General features: G+C 66.8%; 15 protein-coding genes. 9 read left to right on the top strand and 6 right to left on the bottom strand.

Annotated elements, in window-relative coordinates; genetic code table 11:
- Positions 1-142: 142 nt before the first annotated feature.
- Positions 143-667 (bottom strand): glutathione peroxidase, encoded by a 525-nt coding sequence (locus tag DSD19_RS02295; RefSeq protein WP_075785087.1) that lies wholly within the window; start codon positions 665-667, stop codon positions 143-145.
- Between the two features lie 129 nt (positions 668-796).
- On the opposite strand from DSD19_RS02295, the gene DSD19_RS02290 reads away from it, so the two are divergent.
- The 4 genes from DSD19_RS02290 to ptsP all read left to right on the top strand — a co-directional run bounded on the left by DSD19_RS02290 (position 797) and on the right by ptsP (position 5,488).
- Entirely contained in the window at positions 797-1,249 is a 453-nt protein-coding gene (locus tag DSD19_RS02290) for a DUF1178 family protein (protein WP_113668390.1), read from the top strand.
- Positions 1,250-1,260: 11 nt separating this feature from the next.
- On the top strand, positions 1,261-1,926 hold the full coding sequence (locus DSD19_RS02285; RefSeq protein ID WP_113668389.1) for an SDR family oxidoreductase: 666 nt from the start codon (positions 1,261-1,263) through the stop codon (positions 1,924-1,926).
- A 68-nt stretch (positions 1,927-1,994) separates the two neighbouring features.
- Positions 1,995-3,233: an aspartate kinase gene (locus DSD19_RS02280; RefSeq protein ID WP_113668388.1), complete on the top strand. Its 1,239-nt coding sequence runs from the start codon at positions 1,995-1,997 to the stop codon at positions 3,231-3,233.
- 11 nt (positions 3,234-3,244) lie between these two features.
- Positions 3,245-5,488 (top strand): phosphoenolpyruvate--protein phosphotransferase, encoded by a 2,244-nt coding sequence (gene ptsP, locus DSD19_RS02275; protein ID WP_075785083.1) that lies wholly within the window; start codon positions 3,245-3,247, stop codon positions 5,486-5,488.
- A 179-nt stretch (positions 5,489-5,667) separates the two neighbouring features.
- Here the strand turns inward: ptsP and DSD19_RS02270 are convergent, their stop codons facing one another.
- From DSD19_RS02270 to DSD19_RS02250, 5 genes are all read right to left on the bottom strand, one after another.
- Positions 5,668-6,879, bottom strand: coding sequence for a FliM/FliN family flagellar motor switch protein (locus DSD19_RS02270; protein ID WP_113668387.1), 1,212 nt, complete (start codon positions 6,877-6,879; stop codon positions 5,668-5,670).
- Positions 6,880-6,974: 95 nt separating this feature from the next.
- On the bottom strand, positions 6,975-9,668 hold the full coding sequence (locus DSD19_RS02265) for an ATP-binding protein (protein ID WP_113668386.1): 2,694 nt from the start codon (positions 9,666-9,668) through the stop codon (positions 6,975-6,977).
- Positions 9,665-9,979 (bottom strand): hypothetical protein, encoded by a 315-nt coding sequence (locus DSD19_RS02260; RefSeq protein WP_113668385.1) that lies wholly within the window; start codon positions 9,977-9,979, stop codon positions 9,665-9,667. Before DSD19_RS02260 ends, DSD19_RS02265 begins: the two co-directional genes overlap by 4 nt.
- A 1-nt stretch (position 9,980) precedes the next feature.
- The gene (locus DSD19_RS02255; protein ID WP_075785080.1) at positions 9,981-10,349 is read right to left on the bottom strand and encodes a response regulator transcription factor; all 369 of its coding nucleotides are present in this window, start codon (positions 10,347-10,349) and stop codon (positions 9,981-9,983) included.
- 89 nt (positions 10,350-10,438) lie between these two features.
- On the bottom strand, positions 10,439-11,749 hold the full coding sequence (locus tag DSD19_RS02250; RefSeq protein ID WP_075785079.1) for a helix-turn-helix transcriptional regulator: 1,311 nt from the start codon (positions 11,747-11,749) through the stop codon (positions 10,439-10,441).
- A 223-nt stretch (positions 11,750-11,972) separates the two neighbouring features.
- Between DSD19_RS02250 and DSD19_RS02245 the strand changes: the two genes are divergently transcribed.
- From DSD19_RS02245 to DSD19_RS02225, 5 genes are all read left to right on the top strand, one after another.
- The gene (locus DSD19_RS02245) at positions 11,973-13,322 is read left to right on the top strand and encodes a substrate-binding protein (RefSeq protein ID WP_075785078.1); all 1,350 of its coding nucleotides are present in this window, start codon (positions 11,973-11,975) and stop codon (positions 13,320-13,322) included.
- Positions 13,323-13,432: 110 nt separating this feature from the next.
- Positions 13,433-14,464 carry a branched-chain amino acid ABC transporter permease gene (locus tag DSD19_RS02240; protein WP_075785077.1) on the top strand — a complete coding sequence of 344 codons (1,032 nt, stop codon included), beginning with the start codon at positions 13,433-13,435 and terminating at the stop codon, positions 14,462-14,464.
- Positions 14,465-14,468: 4 nt separating this feature from the next.
- Positions 14,469-15,680: a branched-chain amino acid ABC transporter permease gene (locus tag DSD19_RS02235; RefSeq protein WP_075785076.1), complete on the top strand. Its 1,212-nt coding sequence runs from the start codon at positions 14,469-14,471 to the stop codon at positions 15,678-15,680.
- 12 nt (positions 15,681-15,692) lie between these two features.
- A complete protein-coding gene (locus DSD19_RS02230; protein WP_113668384.1) occupies positions 15,693-16,448 on the top strand; it encodes an ABC transporter ATP-binding protein in 756 nt (251 codons plus the stop codon).
- 10 nt (positions 16,449-16,458) lie between these two features.
- Positions 16,459-17,214 (top strand): ABC transporter ATP-binding protein, encoded by a 756-nt coding sequence (locus DSD19_RS02225; RefSeq protein WP_075785074.1) that lies wholly within the window; start codon positions 16,459-16,461, stop codon positions 17,212-17,214.
- Positions 17,215-17,380 lie beyond the last annotated feature (166 nt).

Genomic DNA, 17,380 nt, shown 5'->3' with positions numbered 1-17,380 from the left:
ATTTAAAATCGATCTAAAACGCTCTGCAAAGTCGGCCTGCCGGAAGACCCAATCGGGGACCGGGCGCATCGCTTTCTGCGCCGCACCTCGATTTCTGACGGTTTCATGACAGCCATTGCGGCGGTCGCCCACCGTTTCGATCCTATTCCGGCAAAAGGCTTTCGATCCGCGCGGTCAGCTTGGCCGATTTCGGCGTCGTGAACGCGCCATAGGTCGCGACCGGGCTGCCCTCGCCGTCCAGCAGCACCTTGTTGAAATTCCAGCCGGGGGTGAACCCATGCGCCTCTGCCATCCAGCGGTAGAAGGGATGCGCCTCGGGGCCCTTCACATGGGTGATCTCGGTCATCGGCAGGGTCAGCCCGAAATTGACCTCGCAGAACTCCTTGACCGCGGCCTCGTCGGCCAATTCCTGGTTGAAGTCGTCGGACGGGACCGCCAGCACCACCAGCCCGCGCGGGCCGTACCGGTCCTGAAGCGCCTGCAACCCGTCATATTGCGGGGTGAAGCCGCATTGCGAGGCGGTGTTGACCACCAGCACCGGCTGGCCATGAAAGGCCGAAAGGTCGATCTCGCCGCCGTCGATCGAGGCGAACCGAAAGCCGTCTGCCGCGCCCGGACCGGCGCACAGGAGAACAGCCGCGACAACCGGAAGTATGGCAGGGCGCATCGGGGATCATCCATGTGCTGTATTCGTGCGAAACTGCACCTATTCCGTCGCGCCCTCGGGTCAAGCGCGGAGTTGCAATCCCGAGCCGGGCGCATAAGTATCGCCCTGTCCTGCCAACAGGATTTTCGAATGATCCGCTACGCGCTTACCTGTGCCGACGGGCACCGCTTCGAAAGCTGGTTCCAGTCGGCCTCGGCCTTCGACACGCTGCTGTCCGGCGGCCATGTGACCTGTGCGGTCTGCGGCAATGGCACCGTCTCGAAGGCACTGATGGCGCCGAACGTCGCGACCGACCGGCCCGGGGCCGATCCCGCCCCGCCCGAACGGACGCAATCGGCGCCGACGCTTTCGGCCCCGGCACACCCGGCCGAACAGGCCCTGGCGGATCTGCGCAAACGCATCGAGGAAAAGTCCGACTATGTCGGGCTTCGCTTCGTGCAGGAGGCGCGCGACATGCATGCCGGCCTCAGCCCCGCACGCCCGATCCATGGCGAAGCCCGCGCCGACGAGGCACTGCGGCTGATCGAGGACGGAATCCCGGTCGCGCCCCTGCCCTTCCTGCCCAGCCGCAAGACCAATTGAAGGACCCCGCCATGACCCCTCTGATCACCGGCGCGAACCGGGGCATCGGCCTCGGATTGCTGCAACTCTATGCCGGGCGCGGCCTCGCGCCCATCGGCACCGCCCGGACCGACGCTCCGCCCCGGGTCGAGGGCGCGCGCTGGATGCCGCTCGATGTGACCGACTCCAAGGCGCAGCGCGGGTTGGCCGAAAGCCTGGGCGACGCCGCGCTCGACCTTCTGGTCTGCAACGCGGGCGCCTTTCTCGACCGCAACCAGACGCCGGACGACGGCTATCCGCCCGAGATGTGGGCGCAGATGTTCGCGACCAACGTGACCGGCGTCTTCCTGACCGTGCAGGCGATGCTGCCCCTGCTGAGCCGGTCGGACCGGCCGCGGATCGCCATCATCTCGTCGCAGATGGCCTCGGACGAACGTGCGCCCGGCGGGTCCTATATCTATCGCGCCTCGAAGGCGGCCGCGCTCAATCTCGGGCGCAACCTCGCCACCGACCTGAAACCGCGCGGCATCGCCGTCGGCATCTACCATCCCGGATGGGTGCGCACCGACATGGGCGGCGAAGGCGGCGATATCTCGGCCGATCAAGCGGCAGAGGGGCTGGCCGCCCGGTTCGAGGCGCTGAGCCTCGAGACGACCGGCTGTTTCGAGACCTGGGACGGGCGCCCCCATCCCTATTGATCTTGCCCTCCGGCGCGCCTTCCCATAGAGCATCCCGGAACGAAAGCGCAGGGACGAGACGGGCGACGATGCCGGTTCTGGTGATGAAATTCGGGGGCACCTCGGTGGCCGATCTCGCGCGGGTCAGGAATGCCGCCGAGAAGGTCAAGCGCGAGGTCGAGCGGGGCTATGACGTGATCGTCGTGGTCTCGGCCATGTCCGGCAAGACGAACGAGCTGGTGGGCTGGGTCGAACAGACCTCGCCGCTGTTCGACGCACGCGAATACGATGCCGTCGTGAGTTCCGGCGAGAACGTGACCGCCGGGCTGATGGCGCTGACGCTGCAGGAAATGGACGTGCCCGCGCGCAGCTGGCAGGGCTGGCAGGTGCCGCTGAGGACCAGCTCGGCCCATTCGGCGGCGCGAATCGAGGCCATTCCGCGCGCCAATATCGACCAGAAATTCGCCGAGGGCATGAAGGTCGCGGTGGTCGCGGGCTTTCAGGGCATCAGCTCCGAGGGCCGCATCACCACGCTGGGGCGGGGCGGGTCGGACACCACGGCCGTGGCCTTTGCCGCCGCCTTCGACGCGGTGCGCTGCGACATCTATACCGATGTCGACGGGGTCTATACCACCGACCCGCGGATCGAGGACAAGGCGCGCAAGCTCGACCGTATCGCCTTCGAAGAGATGCTGGAACTCGCGAGCCTCGGCGCCAAGGTGCTGCAGACCCGCTCGGTCGAGCTGGCGATGCGCTACAAGGTGAAATTGCGGGTGCTTTCCAGTTTCGAGGACACCGACGAAAACTCGGGCACGCTCGTCTGCGACGAGGAGGATATTGTGGAACAGAACGTGGTTTCCGGCGTCGCCTATTCGCGCGACGAGGCCAAGATGACCCTGATCTCGGTGGCCGACCGCCCCGGCATCGCCGCCGCGATCTTCGGGCCGCTGGCCAAGGCGGGCGTCAATGTCGACATGATCGTGCAGAACATCTCGGAAGAGGGGCGCACCGACATGACCTTCTCCTGTCCGGTCAATCAGGTCGCGCGTGCCCGCGAGGCCATGAACAAGACCAAGGACGCGGGCGAGGTCAATTTCCGCGAGCTGGTTGCCGATACCGACGTGGCCAAGGTTTCGGTCGTGGGCATCGGGATGCGCAGCCATGCGGGCGTCGCCTCGACAATGTTCGATGCGCTCGCCGCCGAAGGAATAAACATCCGGGTCATTACAACTTCCGAGATCAAGATTTCCGTCCTGATCGACCGGAAATATATGGAACTTGCCGTGCAAGCCCTCCATGATGCGTTCGGATTGGAAAACGCAGCCTGACGCGGGGGCAGATGCCCGACCCGACTGAGAGTGCAAGCCGTAGGCTGCTTGTTCGCCTGCGCGAGGCCCTTGCCGAGCCGGCAGCGGGCCAGGAACGGCTGGACCGGATCACGGCGCTGATCGCCGGACAGATGGGCACGCATGTGTGCTCGATCTACCTGTTTCGCGATGCCGACACGCTGGAACTTTGCGCCACCGAGGGGCTTAAGCCCGAGTCGGTGCACCAGACCCGGCTGCGCGTGGGCGAAGGTCTGGTCGGCCGCGTCGCCAAGACCGCCCGCCCGATCAATACCGGCAACGCGCCCCAGGAACGCGGCTTCCGTTACATGCCCGAGACCGGCGAGGAAATCTTCTCGGCCTTCCTCGGCGTGCCGATCCAGCGGCTGGGCGAACGGCTGGGTGTGCTGGTGGTGCAGTCCAAGGAAGCCCGGCAATATTCCGACGACGAGGTCTATGCGCTGGAAGTCGTGGCCATGGTGCTGGCCGAGATGACCGAGCTGGGGGCCTTCGTCGGCGAGGGCGAGGCGCTGGCGGCGCTGCACCAACGGCCGGTAATGTTCCAGGGCACGGTCGGTCAGGAGGGCGTGGCGGTCGGCCATGTCTGGCTGCACGAGCCGCGCGTCGTCATCACCAACCCCATCGCCGACGATTTCGAGACCGAGATGCGGCGGCTTCACGAGGCCGTGGACCGGCTGCGCGTCACCGTCGATGAAATGCTGAACGCGGCGCCGGGCGGCGACAAGGACCAGCTGCAGGTGTTGGAAGCCTACCGCATGTTCGCCAATTCCCGCGGCTGGAAGCGGCGGATGGAAGAAGACATCGCCCGCGGCCTGTCGGCCGAGGCGGCAGTGGAAAAGGAACAGTCGGCCGCGCGCGCGCGCATGCAGACCGTGCCCGACCCCTATCTGCGCGAGCGGCTGCACGATCTCGACGACCTGTCGAACCGGCTGTTGCGCATCCTGACCGGCCAGGGCGAGCATACCGGCGCCGAGCGTCCGGCCGACCCGATCCTGATCGCGCGCAATATCGGGCCGGGCGAATTGCTGGATTACGGCCGGTCGCTGCGCGGCGTGGTGCTGGAAGAGGGCTCGGTCGGCAGCCATGCCGCCGTCGTCGCCCGCGCGCTGGCGATCCCGCTGATCGTCAATGCCCAGCGGATCACCACCGAGGCGCTGAACGGCGACCCGATCCTCGTCGATGGCGAACAGGGCATCGTGCATCTGCGCCCCGAGGAAACCGTCGCGACCGCCTTCAACGACAAGATCGCGATGCAGGCCAAAGCGCAGCAGCGCTATGCCACGATCCGAAAGGAACCGGCGCTGACGCTGTGCGGCCAGCGGATCGCGCTGCACATGAATGCGGGCCTGATGGCCGACCTGCCCTCGCTGGAAAGCTCGGGCGCCGAGGGCGTGGGCCTGTTCCGCACCGAGTTGCAGTTTCTGGTCCGCTCGAAGGTGCCGAAGCGCAGCGAGGTCGCGGCGCTTTATGCCCGGGTGATGGATGCGGCCGAGGGCAGGCGCGTGGTGTTCCGCACCCTCGATATCGGGTCGGACAAGGTGCTGTCCTACATGAAGCCGCAGGACGAGCCGAACCCCGCGCTTGGCTGGCGCGCGATCCGGGTGGGGCTCGACCGGCCCGGGGTGCTGCGGATGCAGCTGCAGGCGCTGATCCGGGCCGCGAACGGGCGGCCGCTGTCGGTGATGTTCCCTTTCGTGGCCCAGCTCGACGAATTCCGCATCGCGCGCGACCATCTGATGTGCGAGATCGACCGCGAGGGGCGGCTGGGCCGCCCGCTGCCCGAAAAGGTCGAGATCGGCGCGATGCTGGAAACGCCCTCGATGGCGTTCTCGCCCCGGCAATTCTACGAAGAGGCCGACTTCATCTCGATCGGCGGCAACGACCTGAAACAGTTCTTCTTCGCCGCCGACCGCGAGAACGAGCGGGTGCGGCGGCGGTATGATACGCTGAATGTGAGCTTCCTGAGCTTCCTCGAACAGATCGTCAAGCGTTGCGAGGATACCGGCACGCCGCTGTCTTTCTGCGGCGAGGATGCGGGCCGGCCGGTCGAGGCGCTGTGTTTCGCTGCCATCGGGCTGCGGTCGCTGTCGATGCGCCCGGCCTCGATCGGGCCGGTCAAGCATATGCTGAGGCGCAGCAATCTGGCCGAGGCCCGCGCGGTGATCGACACGGCGCGCGCCAGCGGCGCGCAATCGGTCCGCCCGGCGATCATGGACTGGCTGAGACGCCGCGACTGATCCGGACCGCGCCAGACATCGCAGTGCGCCCTGGCCCCGCGCCGACCGGCCCCCGCCGGGGCGGCGGCCATGGACGAAACGCGCGGGTCTGGCGGCCGGGATCGGGCGCCGCGCATGGGACGCATTCACGCAATCGACGGCGGCCGGGTCGGGCTCCGCCCCGGGGCCGAGGGCAGGATCTAGGCCGACGCGGCCGGAAACTCCTCGGACAGATCGAGCGGCGCAGCACCGAACCCGCCGATGTCGAGGTCGTTTTGCAGGGCGTTCTCCAGATCGCTGTCGAGCCCGCCCGGATCGAAGGGGAAATCCCCGGTCCCAAGATCGAGCCCCCCCGCCGGGAATCCCTCGGCCGCGAAGTCGAGCCCGCCCTCTTCGGCCGCCTCGCCGAAGGGGAAGCCGCCCGCGTCCAGCGGCAGGTCGGCCCCGATCTGCAGCGGATCGCCCCCGGGCAGACCCGTGCCCAAACCGCCCTCGTCCAGCATGCCGCCGCCAAAGCCGGGTTCGTCCGCCGCGCCGGCCTCGCTGTCGAGCTTGATCGCGCGGTCGCCATGGGCCTGGCCAAGGCGACCGCCCGCGATCACCACGCCGCCCGGCCCTTCGAGCTGGACCGCGCCCAGTGCCGCAGAGGGCAGCGGCAGCAGATCGCCGGGTTTCAGCCGCGCGATTCCGGCCGCCGACATCCGGGTCCGCCAGAGCACCGCGTTCAGCGACAGCTCGGCCCCCAGCACCCCGGCGCGCAGCGCCTCGGGCCAGGGCCGCGCAACCTTGTCCGCGGGTTTCGGCCGCGCCACAGGCGCCGCCTCGGGCAAGGCGATGATCAGGCCGCCGCTGCGCCCGCGCCCGGCCACAAGCTTCAGCCGATAGAGCCGGTAACGTCCCGCCGCCATCAGCAAGGGCACATGGCGCGGATCGTCGATCCGTGCGCCCTGGGCAAAGCCGCTGGCCCAGTCGGCGCCGCTGGCCTCTTTCATGGCGCGCGCGAAGCGGGTCAGAATCGGATCGGTCAGATCGGCCAGAACCGCCGCGTCGGTCGCGGTCAGGGTCCGCGCGGGCGGCGCGGTTTCCGACAGGAAACCCACCAGCCGCCATTCCAGCAGCGCCATCGCCAAATCCGCGGAATAGACCACGAGGCCAAGCCGTCCGTCGGGGCCGCGCAGCAGGATCGGCAACGACTCGTCGGTCACCTCGGCCTCGATCTCCGGCAGACCGGTCCGTTCGGCCTTGCACTCCTCGACCAGGGCGGTCAGCCCGAAAGCCTCGCGCGTAGCGCGTGCCGTTTCAAGCCGCATCGCCGCGACCCCGTCGCTGCCGCCGCCCCGCGCCCCGCCCAGCGACACCCGGTCTTCACCGAGGATTCGCCGCAGGATTGCCTGATGTCCGTTCTCTGCCATGTCGCGCCCGTTCTCGATCGCCGTTCCCGAAGGGTTCTTCCCGGTGATAGACCGCTCAAGGTTTAGAAAGGGTTGCCTCTAAAATGCGACCGATTTCAGGCCGCCTCGGCACAGCGGCTCGGAAGCGTCACGCGGAAGGCCGCCCCGCCCCGCCCCGGCAGATAGACGATGGACCCGCCAAGCCGGACCATGATCTCGCGGCAGATCGCAAGCCCCAGCCCCGCGCCGCCCGCCTTGCGCGGATCGGACAGGCGCGAGAATTTCTCGAAGATGATCGACTGGCTGCGGTCGGGGATGCCGCTGCCATTGTCGATGAAATCGACGGCCACGCGGCCCTCGGCCTCGGTCACCGAAATGGTCAGGACCGGATCGGCGGCATCGCAGTATTTCTGCGCATTCGACACGAGGTTGATGAAGACCTGGCTCAGCCGGTCGCCATCGGTGATCAGGTCCACCCGCTCGGCCGCCGGATCGCGACGGATCGCCATCGGCGCCCGGCCCGACCTCCCCCCGGCCGCAGCCACAGACCGGTCCAGCAGATCCGAAAGGCTGACCGGCTGCGGATGCAGCGACACCTGGCCGTTTTCCAGCACCGAAAGATCCAGCAGGTCGTCGAGCAACCGGGTCAGCCGCATGCTTTCCTGATGGATGATCCGCGAATAATCGGCCAGCCGCTCGGGCGGCAGCGCATCGTCTTCCATCAGGATCTCGGAAAAGGCCCGGATCGAGGTCATCGGCGTGCGCAGCTCGTGGCTGATCTGGCTGAGAAAGGCGTCCTTCTGCACCGACAGCTCGGTCAGCTTTTCGTTGACCTCGCGCAGCTGCCGGGCGGTGCGGGCCAGTTCCTCGGACTTGGCCTCGAGCTGGCTGGAATATTCCATCATCTGCGCGGTTTCGTCGGCGACCTTCATCAGATCCTCGACCGAGACCGACGACCGCCCGACGATCTGGCCGACCATGGCATGGGCCGTGGCCGCGCCCACCGACCCGGCCAGCTTGCGTTCCAGCGTGCGCAGGAATTCGGGGGTCGTATCGGGCAGATAGCCCTGCTTGCCCTGATCGGCCGCGGCGCGCTGGAACAGCCGCTGGGCATCGTCGGCACCGAGGATGCGCTGCGCCATCAACAACAGGTCCTCGGCCTCGGCCCGGCCCTGGCTCCAGCCCTGCCCGGCGGGCGAATGGTCGAACACGTTGACGAACTGGGCCGCCTGCAGCCGCTCCATGGGACCGGGGAAATCCAGCAGCGACACCAGCGTGAAGGCCAGCGCATTGGCCCCCATCGAGAACACCACCGCATGGACAAGCGGATCGAGCCCGTCGAGCCCGAACAGCCCCTGCGGCCGCAGCCAGCCGATGCCCCAGGGGCCGTCGGCCAGCAGCCCCGCGCTCATCACCGCGCCCTCGCCGAAGCTGGGCAGGAACAACGTGTAGGCCCAGAGCGCGAACCCGAGGGTCAGCCCGGCCAGGGCGCCTGCCCGGGTTGCGCCGCGCCACAGGATGCCGCCCAGAAGCGCAGGCAGGAACTGGGCCACGCCCGCAAACGAGATCAGCCCGATCTCGGCCAGCGCCTCGCTTCCGCCGGTCAGCCGGTAGTAGAGATAGCCCAGCAGCAGCACCCCCCCGATCGAGAGCCGCCGCGCGCGCAACACCAGCGTGCGGACATCGCCCGACATGGTGGCGCCCGCCCGCGTCCAGTGCAGGAAAAGCGGCATGACGATATGGTTCGAGACCATGGTCGACAGCGCGATGGCGGCCACGATCACCATCGAGGTGGCCGACGAGAACCCGCCCAGAAAGGCCAGCGTCGCCAACCCGTCCCGGCCCTGCGCCAGCGGCAGGGTCAGAACGAAAAGATCGGGGTTGGCGCCGGGCGGCATCTCGGCCAGCCCGATCGCGGCGATGGGCACCACGAACAGGCTCATCAGGAAGACATAACCCGGAAAGGCCCAGGCCGCGGTCGCCAGATGGCGTTCGTCCTCGTTCTCGACCACCAGCACCTGGAACATCCGGGGCAGCGTCAGGATCGCGGCGCCCGCCAGGAAGGTCAGCCCGATCCAGCGGCCCGGCGCCACCGGCATGCCCGCCAGCGGCGAGGCCTCGATCCGGTCCAGCGTCGCCTGCGCGCCGCCGCCGATGCCCCAGACCACGAAGATGCCGACCGCCAGCAGCGCAATGAGCTTGACCACCGCCTCGACCGCGATGGCGGTGACGACGCCGTGATGGCGTTCGTTGGCATCGAGATTGCGGGTGCCGAAGAAGACGGTGAAGACCGCGAGCCCCACGGCGACACTGAAGGCCGCGGCATTCAGGTCGACCACCTGCCACGGCCCCGGCGCACCGGCGGCGGCAAAGACCGCGAAGGACAGAGTGACCGATTGCAGCTGCAGCGCGATATAGGGCGTCGTTCCCACCACCGCGATCAGCGTGACGATCACTCCCAGCATGTTCGACTTGCCATAGCGCGACGAGATCAGATCGGCGATCGAGGTGATCCGCTGGGTCTTCCCGATCCGCACGAGCTTTCGAAGCGTCCACCACCAGCCGATCAGCACCAGCGTCGGCCCCAGATAGATGGTGACGAATTCCAGCCCCGAGCGCGCCGCGTAGCCGACCGCACCATAGAAGGTCCAGGCGGTGCAGTAGACCGACAGCGACAACGTGTAGACCAGAGGCGAGCGCAGCCAGGCATTGCTGCCGCGCCTGCCGCCGCGCTCGGCCAGGAAGGCGACGCCGAAAAGGATCGCCACGTAAAAAAGACAGATCGCGACGAGCATGTCGAAGGCGATCATCGGGCGCCCTCCGACGGGTCGGCTGTGGGCTCGGAGACGGGGGGCTCGGAGGCGGGGGGCTCGGAGGCCAGCTCTGCGCCCTCGGGCGGGGCCGCGCGCGCGAGCCGGGCGGACACGAAGGCCGAGGCAAGGATCAGCCCGAACCAGGCGCTGAACAGATAGATCAGCATGCCCGCCCCGAGCCCGTCGCGGGCATCGAGCGCGGGGACCAGAAACAGCGCCGCCCCCAGCACCGGCAACAGCCGCGCCATGTCCGCGAGCCGCCGCCGCCGATACCCCTCGCGGGCCAGGAACAGCGGCGCGCGGGCCATCTCAGGCGCCCGTCAGTTCCCGCACCGAGGCCAGAACCTCGGTATTCGAGAACGGCTTGGCCATGAAGCGGCTCGCCCCCATCCGTTCGGCCAGATCGCGGTCCTTAACCTGCCCCTTGGCCGTCAGCATCAGCACCGGCAATGCGCCAAGCCCCGCATCGGCGCGGATGTCGCGCAGGATGTCGAAGCCCGACCGGCCGGGCAGCATCACGTCGAGAATGACGATATCGGGCCGGGTCTCGGCGACCCGGTCGAAGGCGGTGGTGCCGTCGGCATGGGTATCGACGCGCCAGCCGTCTCGGGCCAGGATGAACCGGATCGCCTCGATGATGTTCGGCTCGTCCTCGATCAGCAGGACACGCTTGTCCATCCCCGGTCTCTCCCCTCCCCGTGCGGGCGTTCGTGCCCCGCTTGTCTGTCGACTATCATCCCAAAGCCTGTCCCTGTCAAAACCCGACATCAGAAGCCGTTCGCCAGGATCGAGGGCTCGCGCCGCGCGACGCAGCCGCGACGCGGGCAGATCCGGCAGGACGTGCCGACCGGCTGCGCCGCCATCCGCGGCAGCGCGACAGTGCCCTCGGGCAGGATCAGCATCGCCGCCTCCAGCACCTGCGGCCCGTCGAAGCCCGCCGCCAGAACCGGCTGGCAGATCGCATAGGTCAGAAAGCGTTGCGGTGTCGCCCCGCCCAGTTCGACCACCGCGCGGACCGGCGCCATCGGCCGCGACAGCGCCTGGTAAAGCGGCCAGAGCGGACAGGCCGCGCCGAAGCGGGGCAGCGAAAACCCCTCGACCGGCTTGCGGAAGGTCAGCGTGCCCGAGCCGTCGCAGGCCACCAGCCCCACGGGCCCGCCCGCGCGATCCTCGGGCAGCGCGGCCAGCCGCCGGAACGCCGCCCCCGGATCGACGCCGAAGGCCTGGGCCAGCGCCCCCGGATCGAGGGCCGCCCCCCGCGCCGCCTCGGAAAACCGCTGAAGCGGCATCAGCTCGGCATCGCGCCGGTAGCGTTTCAGATGCGCCAGCGCCAGTTCCCGCGCGGGTCCCGAGGTCAGCTCGCGCGCCTCGGCCACGATCCGCGCCGGATCGGGCGGCAGGCTGCGTTCCAGTTCCGGCAGATGCCAGTCGCGGGCGCGCAGGAAGGCCTCGACCTCCTCCTGCGGCGAGGACTGCACCCCGGGATCTTCGGTGCCCTCGTCGAGATAGGCGACCAGCGCCTGCGCGCCCTCGGCGAGGCGGCGGCTGTCGTCGCTGAGGTTGCGGTGAAAGCGGCGCTGCCAGTCGGGGTCGATATCCTCGGTATCCGCGAGGATTGCCGCGGTCGAGCGGATCGCGGTCACGGCCGAGATCACCTCGTGCAGCGAGGCCGACAGAAACGGGTCATGGGTCATGCGGTCGGTCAGCATCTCGACCGTGCGTTCCAGCTCGCGCACGCGGCGGTGCCGGTCCGCGATCAGCCCGGCCCAGCCCGGAAACCGGCCCGCGAATTCCTCGAGCCGCGGCAGATCGGCCTCGGCCTCGTCATGGCCTGCGGCGGCCTCACGCAAGGTCTCGATCAGGGCGGCGGCCGCGCCCTCGGTCAGGGCCGAGGCCTCGACGCCCAGGTTGCGGGCCAGCTCGACCAGGAGCTTTCCGCCGATTCTGCGACGATTGTGCTCGATGAGATTCAGATAGGACGGGGATATTCCGGCGAGACGGGCCAGATCGGCCTGGCGCATGCCGATCATCGTGCGGCGTTCGCGAATCCGGGTGCCGGTCAGCGCGCTGCGGGGCATCGCGATTTCCCGTTGCCCGACAAGGGCTTTCTGCACCTGCAAGACAATTTATTGACTCCCCTCCCAAAGCCCCTGTGTAATTGTTTACAAAAAAATCCTGCAAGGAAAAGCAGTTGTTGCCTTATTTTCGCGGCACCCCCGATACTGAATGTGCTTTGTAAAGCGCTGGGCTCCGGCAAGAGGAGGCAGGGGCCCGACATTCAAGCATCACGGGAGGATGCCCATGACGAAATCGACCCTGACACGCCGCGGCGTGATCAAGACAGGTGCGTATGCCGGCGCCGGACTGGCGCTGCCCACCATCTTCACCTCGCGGGCCCGGGCCTTCACCAACGCCCCCAGCGGAAACACCGTCACCTTCGGCTTCAACGTGCCGCAGACCGGCCCCTATGCCGACGAGGGGCTCGACGAGCTGCGCGCCCAGGAACTGGCGGTCGAGCATCTGAACGGCATGGGCGATGGCGGCATGCTGAACACCTTCAGCTCGAAGGCGCTGGACGGCACGGGCATCCTCGGCAAGCAGGTCGAATACGTGACCGGCGATACCCAGACCAAGTCGGACGCCGCCCGTGCCTCGGCCAAGGCGATGATCGAGAAGGACGGCGTCGTCATGATCAACGGCGGTTCGTCCTCGGGCGTCGCGGTCGCGGTGCAGGGCCTCTGCCAGGAGGCCGGCATCATCTTCATGGCGGGCCTGACCCATTCCAACGACACCACCGGCAAGGACCGCAAGAAGAACGGCTTCCGCCACTTCTTCAACGCCTACATGTCGGGCGCGGCGCTCGCGCCGGTGCTGGAAAAGGCCTACGGGACCGACCGCCGCGCCTATCACCTGACCGCCGATTACACCTGGGGCTACACCCAGCAGGAATCGATCCAGGCCTCGACCGAGGCGATCGGCTGGGAAACCGTCAACAACGTTCTGACCCCGGTCGGCGCGGGCGATTTCTCGTCCTATATCGCGCCGGTGCTGAACTCGGGCGCCGATGTGCTGGTTCTGAACCATTACGGCGGCGACATGATCAACTCGATCACCCAGGCGGTGCAGTTCGGCCTGCGTGACAAGCAGGTCAACGGCAAGCAGTTCGAGATCGTGGTGCCGCTTTATTCCGAGCTGATGGCCGAGGGCGCGGGCGACAACATCAAGGGCGTCTACGGCTCGATGAACTGGAACTGGCAGCTTTCCGATCCGGGCACCAAGGCCTTCGTGAAATCCTTCGGCGAGAAATACGGCCGCCCGCCGTCGAACTCGGCCCATACCTGCTACGTGCAGACGCTGCTTTACGCAGATGCGGTGGCGCGTGCGGGGTCGTTCGACCCTTGCGCTGTGGCCGAGGCGCTGGAAGGCTTCGAATTCGACGGCATGGGCAACGGTCCCGTCCTCTACCGCGCCGAGGATCACCAGTGCTTCAAGGACGTGCTGGTCATGAAGGGCAAGGACAACCCGTCGACCAAGTACGACATCCTCGAGATCGTCGAGGTCACCCCGGTCGACCACGTCACCTATCCGCCGGATCACCCGATGTTCGGCGGCGCCGAGGCGACCCTCGGCCAGTGCAACAACGGCGCCTGAGCGCCCGCCCTCTTGCCTGACATACCGGCCGGGCCGCGCCTTTCCCGCGCGGCCCGGACCGCGCCCCGGACCCGGCGGGTCCGACGCTCCCTCAATGCACGGATGGGACCATGGACGCCATTATCCTTCAAATCCTGAACGGGCTCGACAAGGGCTCGGCCTATGCGCTGATCGCGCTGGGGCTTACGCTGATCTTCGGCACGCTGGGGGTCGTGAACTTCGCCCATGGCGCGCTGTTCATGATCGGCGCCTTCTGCGCCGTGACGATGCAGCGCCTGCTGAGCCTGTCCTATGAAGAGATCGACCCGACCCGGACCGATTTTCTGGGCAATCCGCTGAAGGTCGAGGTGCCCTATGTCGAACACTGGTTCGGCCCCGATCTGGGAGGTGCGATCATCGACTGGTCGGTGCCCCTGGGCATCCTGCTGGCCATTCCGGTGATGATCGGGCTCGGCTTTGCGATGGAGCGCGGGCTGATCAAGCATTTCTACAAGCGGCCGCATGCCGACCAGATCCTGGTGACCTTCGGCCTCGCGATCGTGCTGCAGGAGATCATCAAGTATTTCTTCGGCGCCAATCCGATCCAGACCGGCGCGCCTGCAGCCTTTTCCGGCAGCTTCGATTTCGGCACGCTCCTGGGCTTCGATCCCAATGTCATCATCTATCCCTACTGGCGGATGGTCTATTTCCTGTTCTCGCTGGTGATCATCGGCGGCGTCTTCGCCTTTTTGCAATTCACCACCTTCGGGATGGTGGTCCGCGCGGGCATGGCCGACCGCGAGACGGTGGGCCTGCTGGGCATCGACATCGACCGCCGCTTCACCCTGATGTTCGGGCTGGCCGCCGCGGTCGCGGGGCTGGCGGGCGTGATGTACACCCCGATCCTGGCGCCGAACTACCACATGGGCATGGATTTCCTCGTGCTCAGCTTCGTCGTCGTCGTCGTCGGCGGCATGGGCTCGCTGCCCGGCGCGGTTCTGGCGGGCTTCATGCTGGGCATCCTGCAAAGCTTCGCCTCGATGAACGAGGTGAAAAGCCTGATCCCCGGCATCGACCAGGTGATCATCTACCTCGTGGCAATCGTGATCCTGCTGACCCGCCCGCGCGGGCTGATGGGCCGCAAGGGCGTGATGGAGGACTGACCCAATGTTCGGACTGAGTGCCAGAGATACCCGTTTCCTGCTGATCGTGATCGCCCTCACCCTGCTGACCCCGATCCTTCTGCAACCCTTCCCCGAAGGATCGAGCCTTGCCCAGTTCAACGCGGGCTATCCCGACCTGATGCAGAAATTCGCGATCTTCGGGATCTTCGCCATCGGCTTCAACATCCTGTTCGGGCTGACCGGCTACCTGTCCTTCGGCCATGCCGCCTTCCTGGGCGTGGGATCGTACACGGTGGTCTGGATGTACAAACTGCTGGGCTACAACGTGCTGCCGGGGCTTTTGCTGTCGGTGGTGATCTCGGCCGCCTTCGCCCTGCTGATCGGCTTCATCTCGCTGCGCCGCTCGGGCATCTATTTCTCGATCCTGACGCTGGCCTTCGCGCAGATGAGCTATAACCTCGCCTATTCGGTGCTGACGCCGATCACCAACGGCGAGACCGGGCTGCAGGTCTATGCCAGCGATCCGCAGATCCTTGCGGGCAGCGGCGCGCCCACCAGCCCGCATCTCTTCGGTCTGGTGATGCGCAACTCGGCCCAGGTCGATCTGGGCGGCTGGGTCTTCACCTTCAACGTGGGTTACTATTTTTGCGCGGTGATCGCGATCCTGGCCTTCTATCTCAGCCTCAGGATCTTCCGCTCGCCCTTCGGGATGATGCTGCGCGCGATCAAGACCAACCAGACGCGCATGAACTATACCGGGCTCAACTCGCGCCCCTATACGCTGGCGGCCTTCGTGATCTCGGGCATGTATGCGGGACTTGCGGGCGGGCTGCTGGCCGCGATGGACCCGCTGGCGGGCGCCGAGCGGATGCAGTGGACCGCCTCGGGCGAGGTCGTGCTGATGACCATCCTCGGCGGCGCGGGCACCCTGATGGGGCCGGTGCTGGGCGCGGGCTTCATCAAGTATTTCGAGAACATCTTCTCGAAGATCAACGACGGCATCCTGCATGGCTGGTTCGCGGTCCTGCCCGACGGGATCGAGGATTTCATCGTCGCCTGCTTCCACCCCTTCGTGGGCAAGGGCTGGCACCTGACGCTGGGCATCCTGTTCATGCTGGTGGTGATCTTCCTGCCCGGCGGGCTGGTCGAGGGGATGCAGCGGATCTGGCGGCTGGTGCGGCGGCGCAAGTCCGGCGGGCCCAAGCGCAAGGACCCCGAACACCGCCCGACCGCCGCCCCGCACATGGCCGAATGAGGAGAACGAGCGATGGGCATTCTTGAAGTCAAGGGCGTCAACAAGCGCTTCGGCGGGTTGCAGGCGCTGGGCGACGTGAACCTCTCGGTCGCCGAGAACACCGTGCATGCGATCATCGGGCCGAACGGCGCGGGCAAGTCGACGCTGCTGAACTGCCTGGTCGGCAAGCTGATCCCCGATACCGGATCGGTGATGTTCGACGGCCAGTCGGTGCTGGGGCGCAAGCCGCACGAAATCAACCAGCTGGGCATTTCCCGGGTGTTCCAGACACCCGAGATCTTCGGCGACCTGACGGTGCTGGAAAACGTACTGATCCCCTGTTTCGCCAAGCGCGACGGGGCGTTCCGGATGCATGCCTTCGAATCCGTGGCCCATGAAAGGGACATCGTGGCCCGGGCCGAACAGATGCTGGACGACGTCAACATGCTGGACAAGGCCGGCATGCAGGCCTCGAGCCTGTCGCGCGGCGACAAGCGGCGGCTGGAAATGGCGATGTGTCTTGTGCAGGAGCCCAAGCTGCTGCTGCTGGACGAGCCCACGGCCGGCATGGCCCGGGCCGATACCAACAACACCATCGACCTGCTGAAAGACATCAAGGCCACGCGCAACATCACCATGGCGATCATCGAGCATGACATGCATGTCGTGTTCAGCCTGGCCGACCGGATCACGGTCCTGGCCCAGGGAACGCCGCTGGTCGAGGACGTGCCCGAGAAGATCAAGGGCCATCCGAAGGTGCAGGAAGCCTATCTCGGCCAGGCGCATTGAGGGGGATCAGATGAACGTCAAACCCGACTTCAACAAGAACGCCAACCAGGCCGCGACGGCACCGGCCTTTCTGTCCGTCTACGACCTGCACGCCTATTACGGCGAAAGCTACATCGTGCAGGGTGTCAGCTTCAACGTCCACGAGGGCGAGATCCTGGCGCTTCTGGGCCGCAACGGCGCAGGCAAGACCTCGACGCTGCGCGCCATCGCCCGGCTGGCTAGCCCCCAGGTCACCTATGGCGAGATCTGGCTCGACCATGCGCCCCTGCACAGGATGGCCGCCCATCAGGCCAGTGCGGCGGGCCTGGGGCTGGTGCCCGAAGACCGGCGGATCATTCCGGGCCTCACCGTCGAGGAAAACCTGCAGCTTGCCCAGATCGTGCCGCCCGTGGGCTGGTCGCTCGACCGGCTTTACGATCTTTTCCCCCGGCTCGGCGAACGCCGGAAACAGGAAGGCGTGACGCTCTCGGGGGGCGAGCAGCAGATGCTGGCCATCGCCCGGGCGCTGGCACGCGACATCAAGGTGCTTTTGCTTGACGAGCCCTATGAGGGACTCGCCCCGGTGATTGTCGACGAAATCGAAAAGACACTGGTTCATATCAAGGAACAGGGCATCACCACGGTCATTGTCGAACAGAACGCGATCCGGGCCTTGGAACTTTCCGACCGGGCCGTCATACTCGATACTGGCCAGATCGTTTTCGACGGCAGTGCCGCCGAAGTTCTGAAGAACGACGCCCTCCGGGCAGAATACCTGGCCATCTGAAATGGCGACCTGCCGACATAAGGCGGGCGCAGGATAAGACGGTATTACTCCAGTCAGAGGGATCACGGAGATGACTGAGCATATCTACCCGCCGCAACCGGATTTTGTGTCCGGGGCGCATATCGATGCTGCGGCGTATGAGTCGATGTACCGTCAGTCGGTCGAG

This window comes from Rhodovulum sp. BSW8 (assembly GCF_003314725.1).
Taxonomy (GTDB): domain Bacteria; phylum Pseudomonadota; class Alphaproteobacteria; order Rhodobacterales; family Rhodobacteraceae; genus Rhodovulum; species Rhodovulum visakhapatnamense.
Note: the sequence above shows the minus strand (reverse complement) of the source record. Positions and strands in the feature narration are given on the sequence as shown.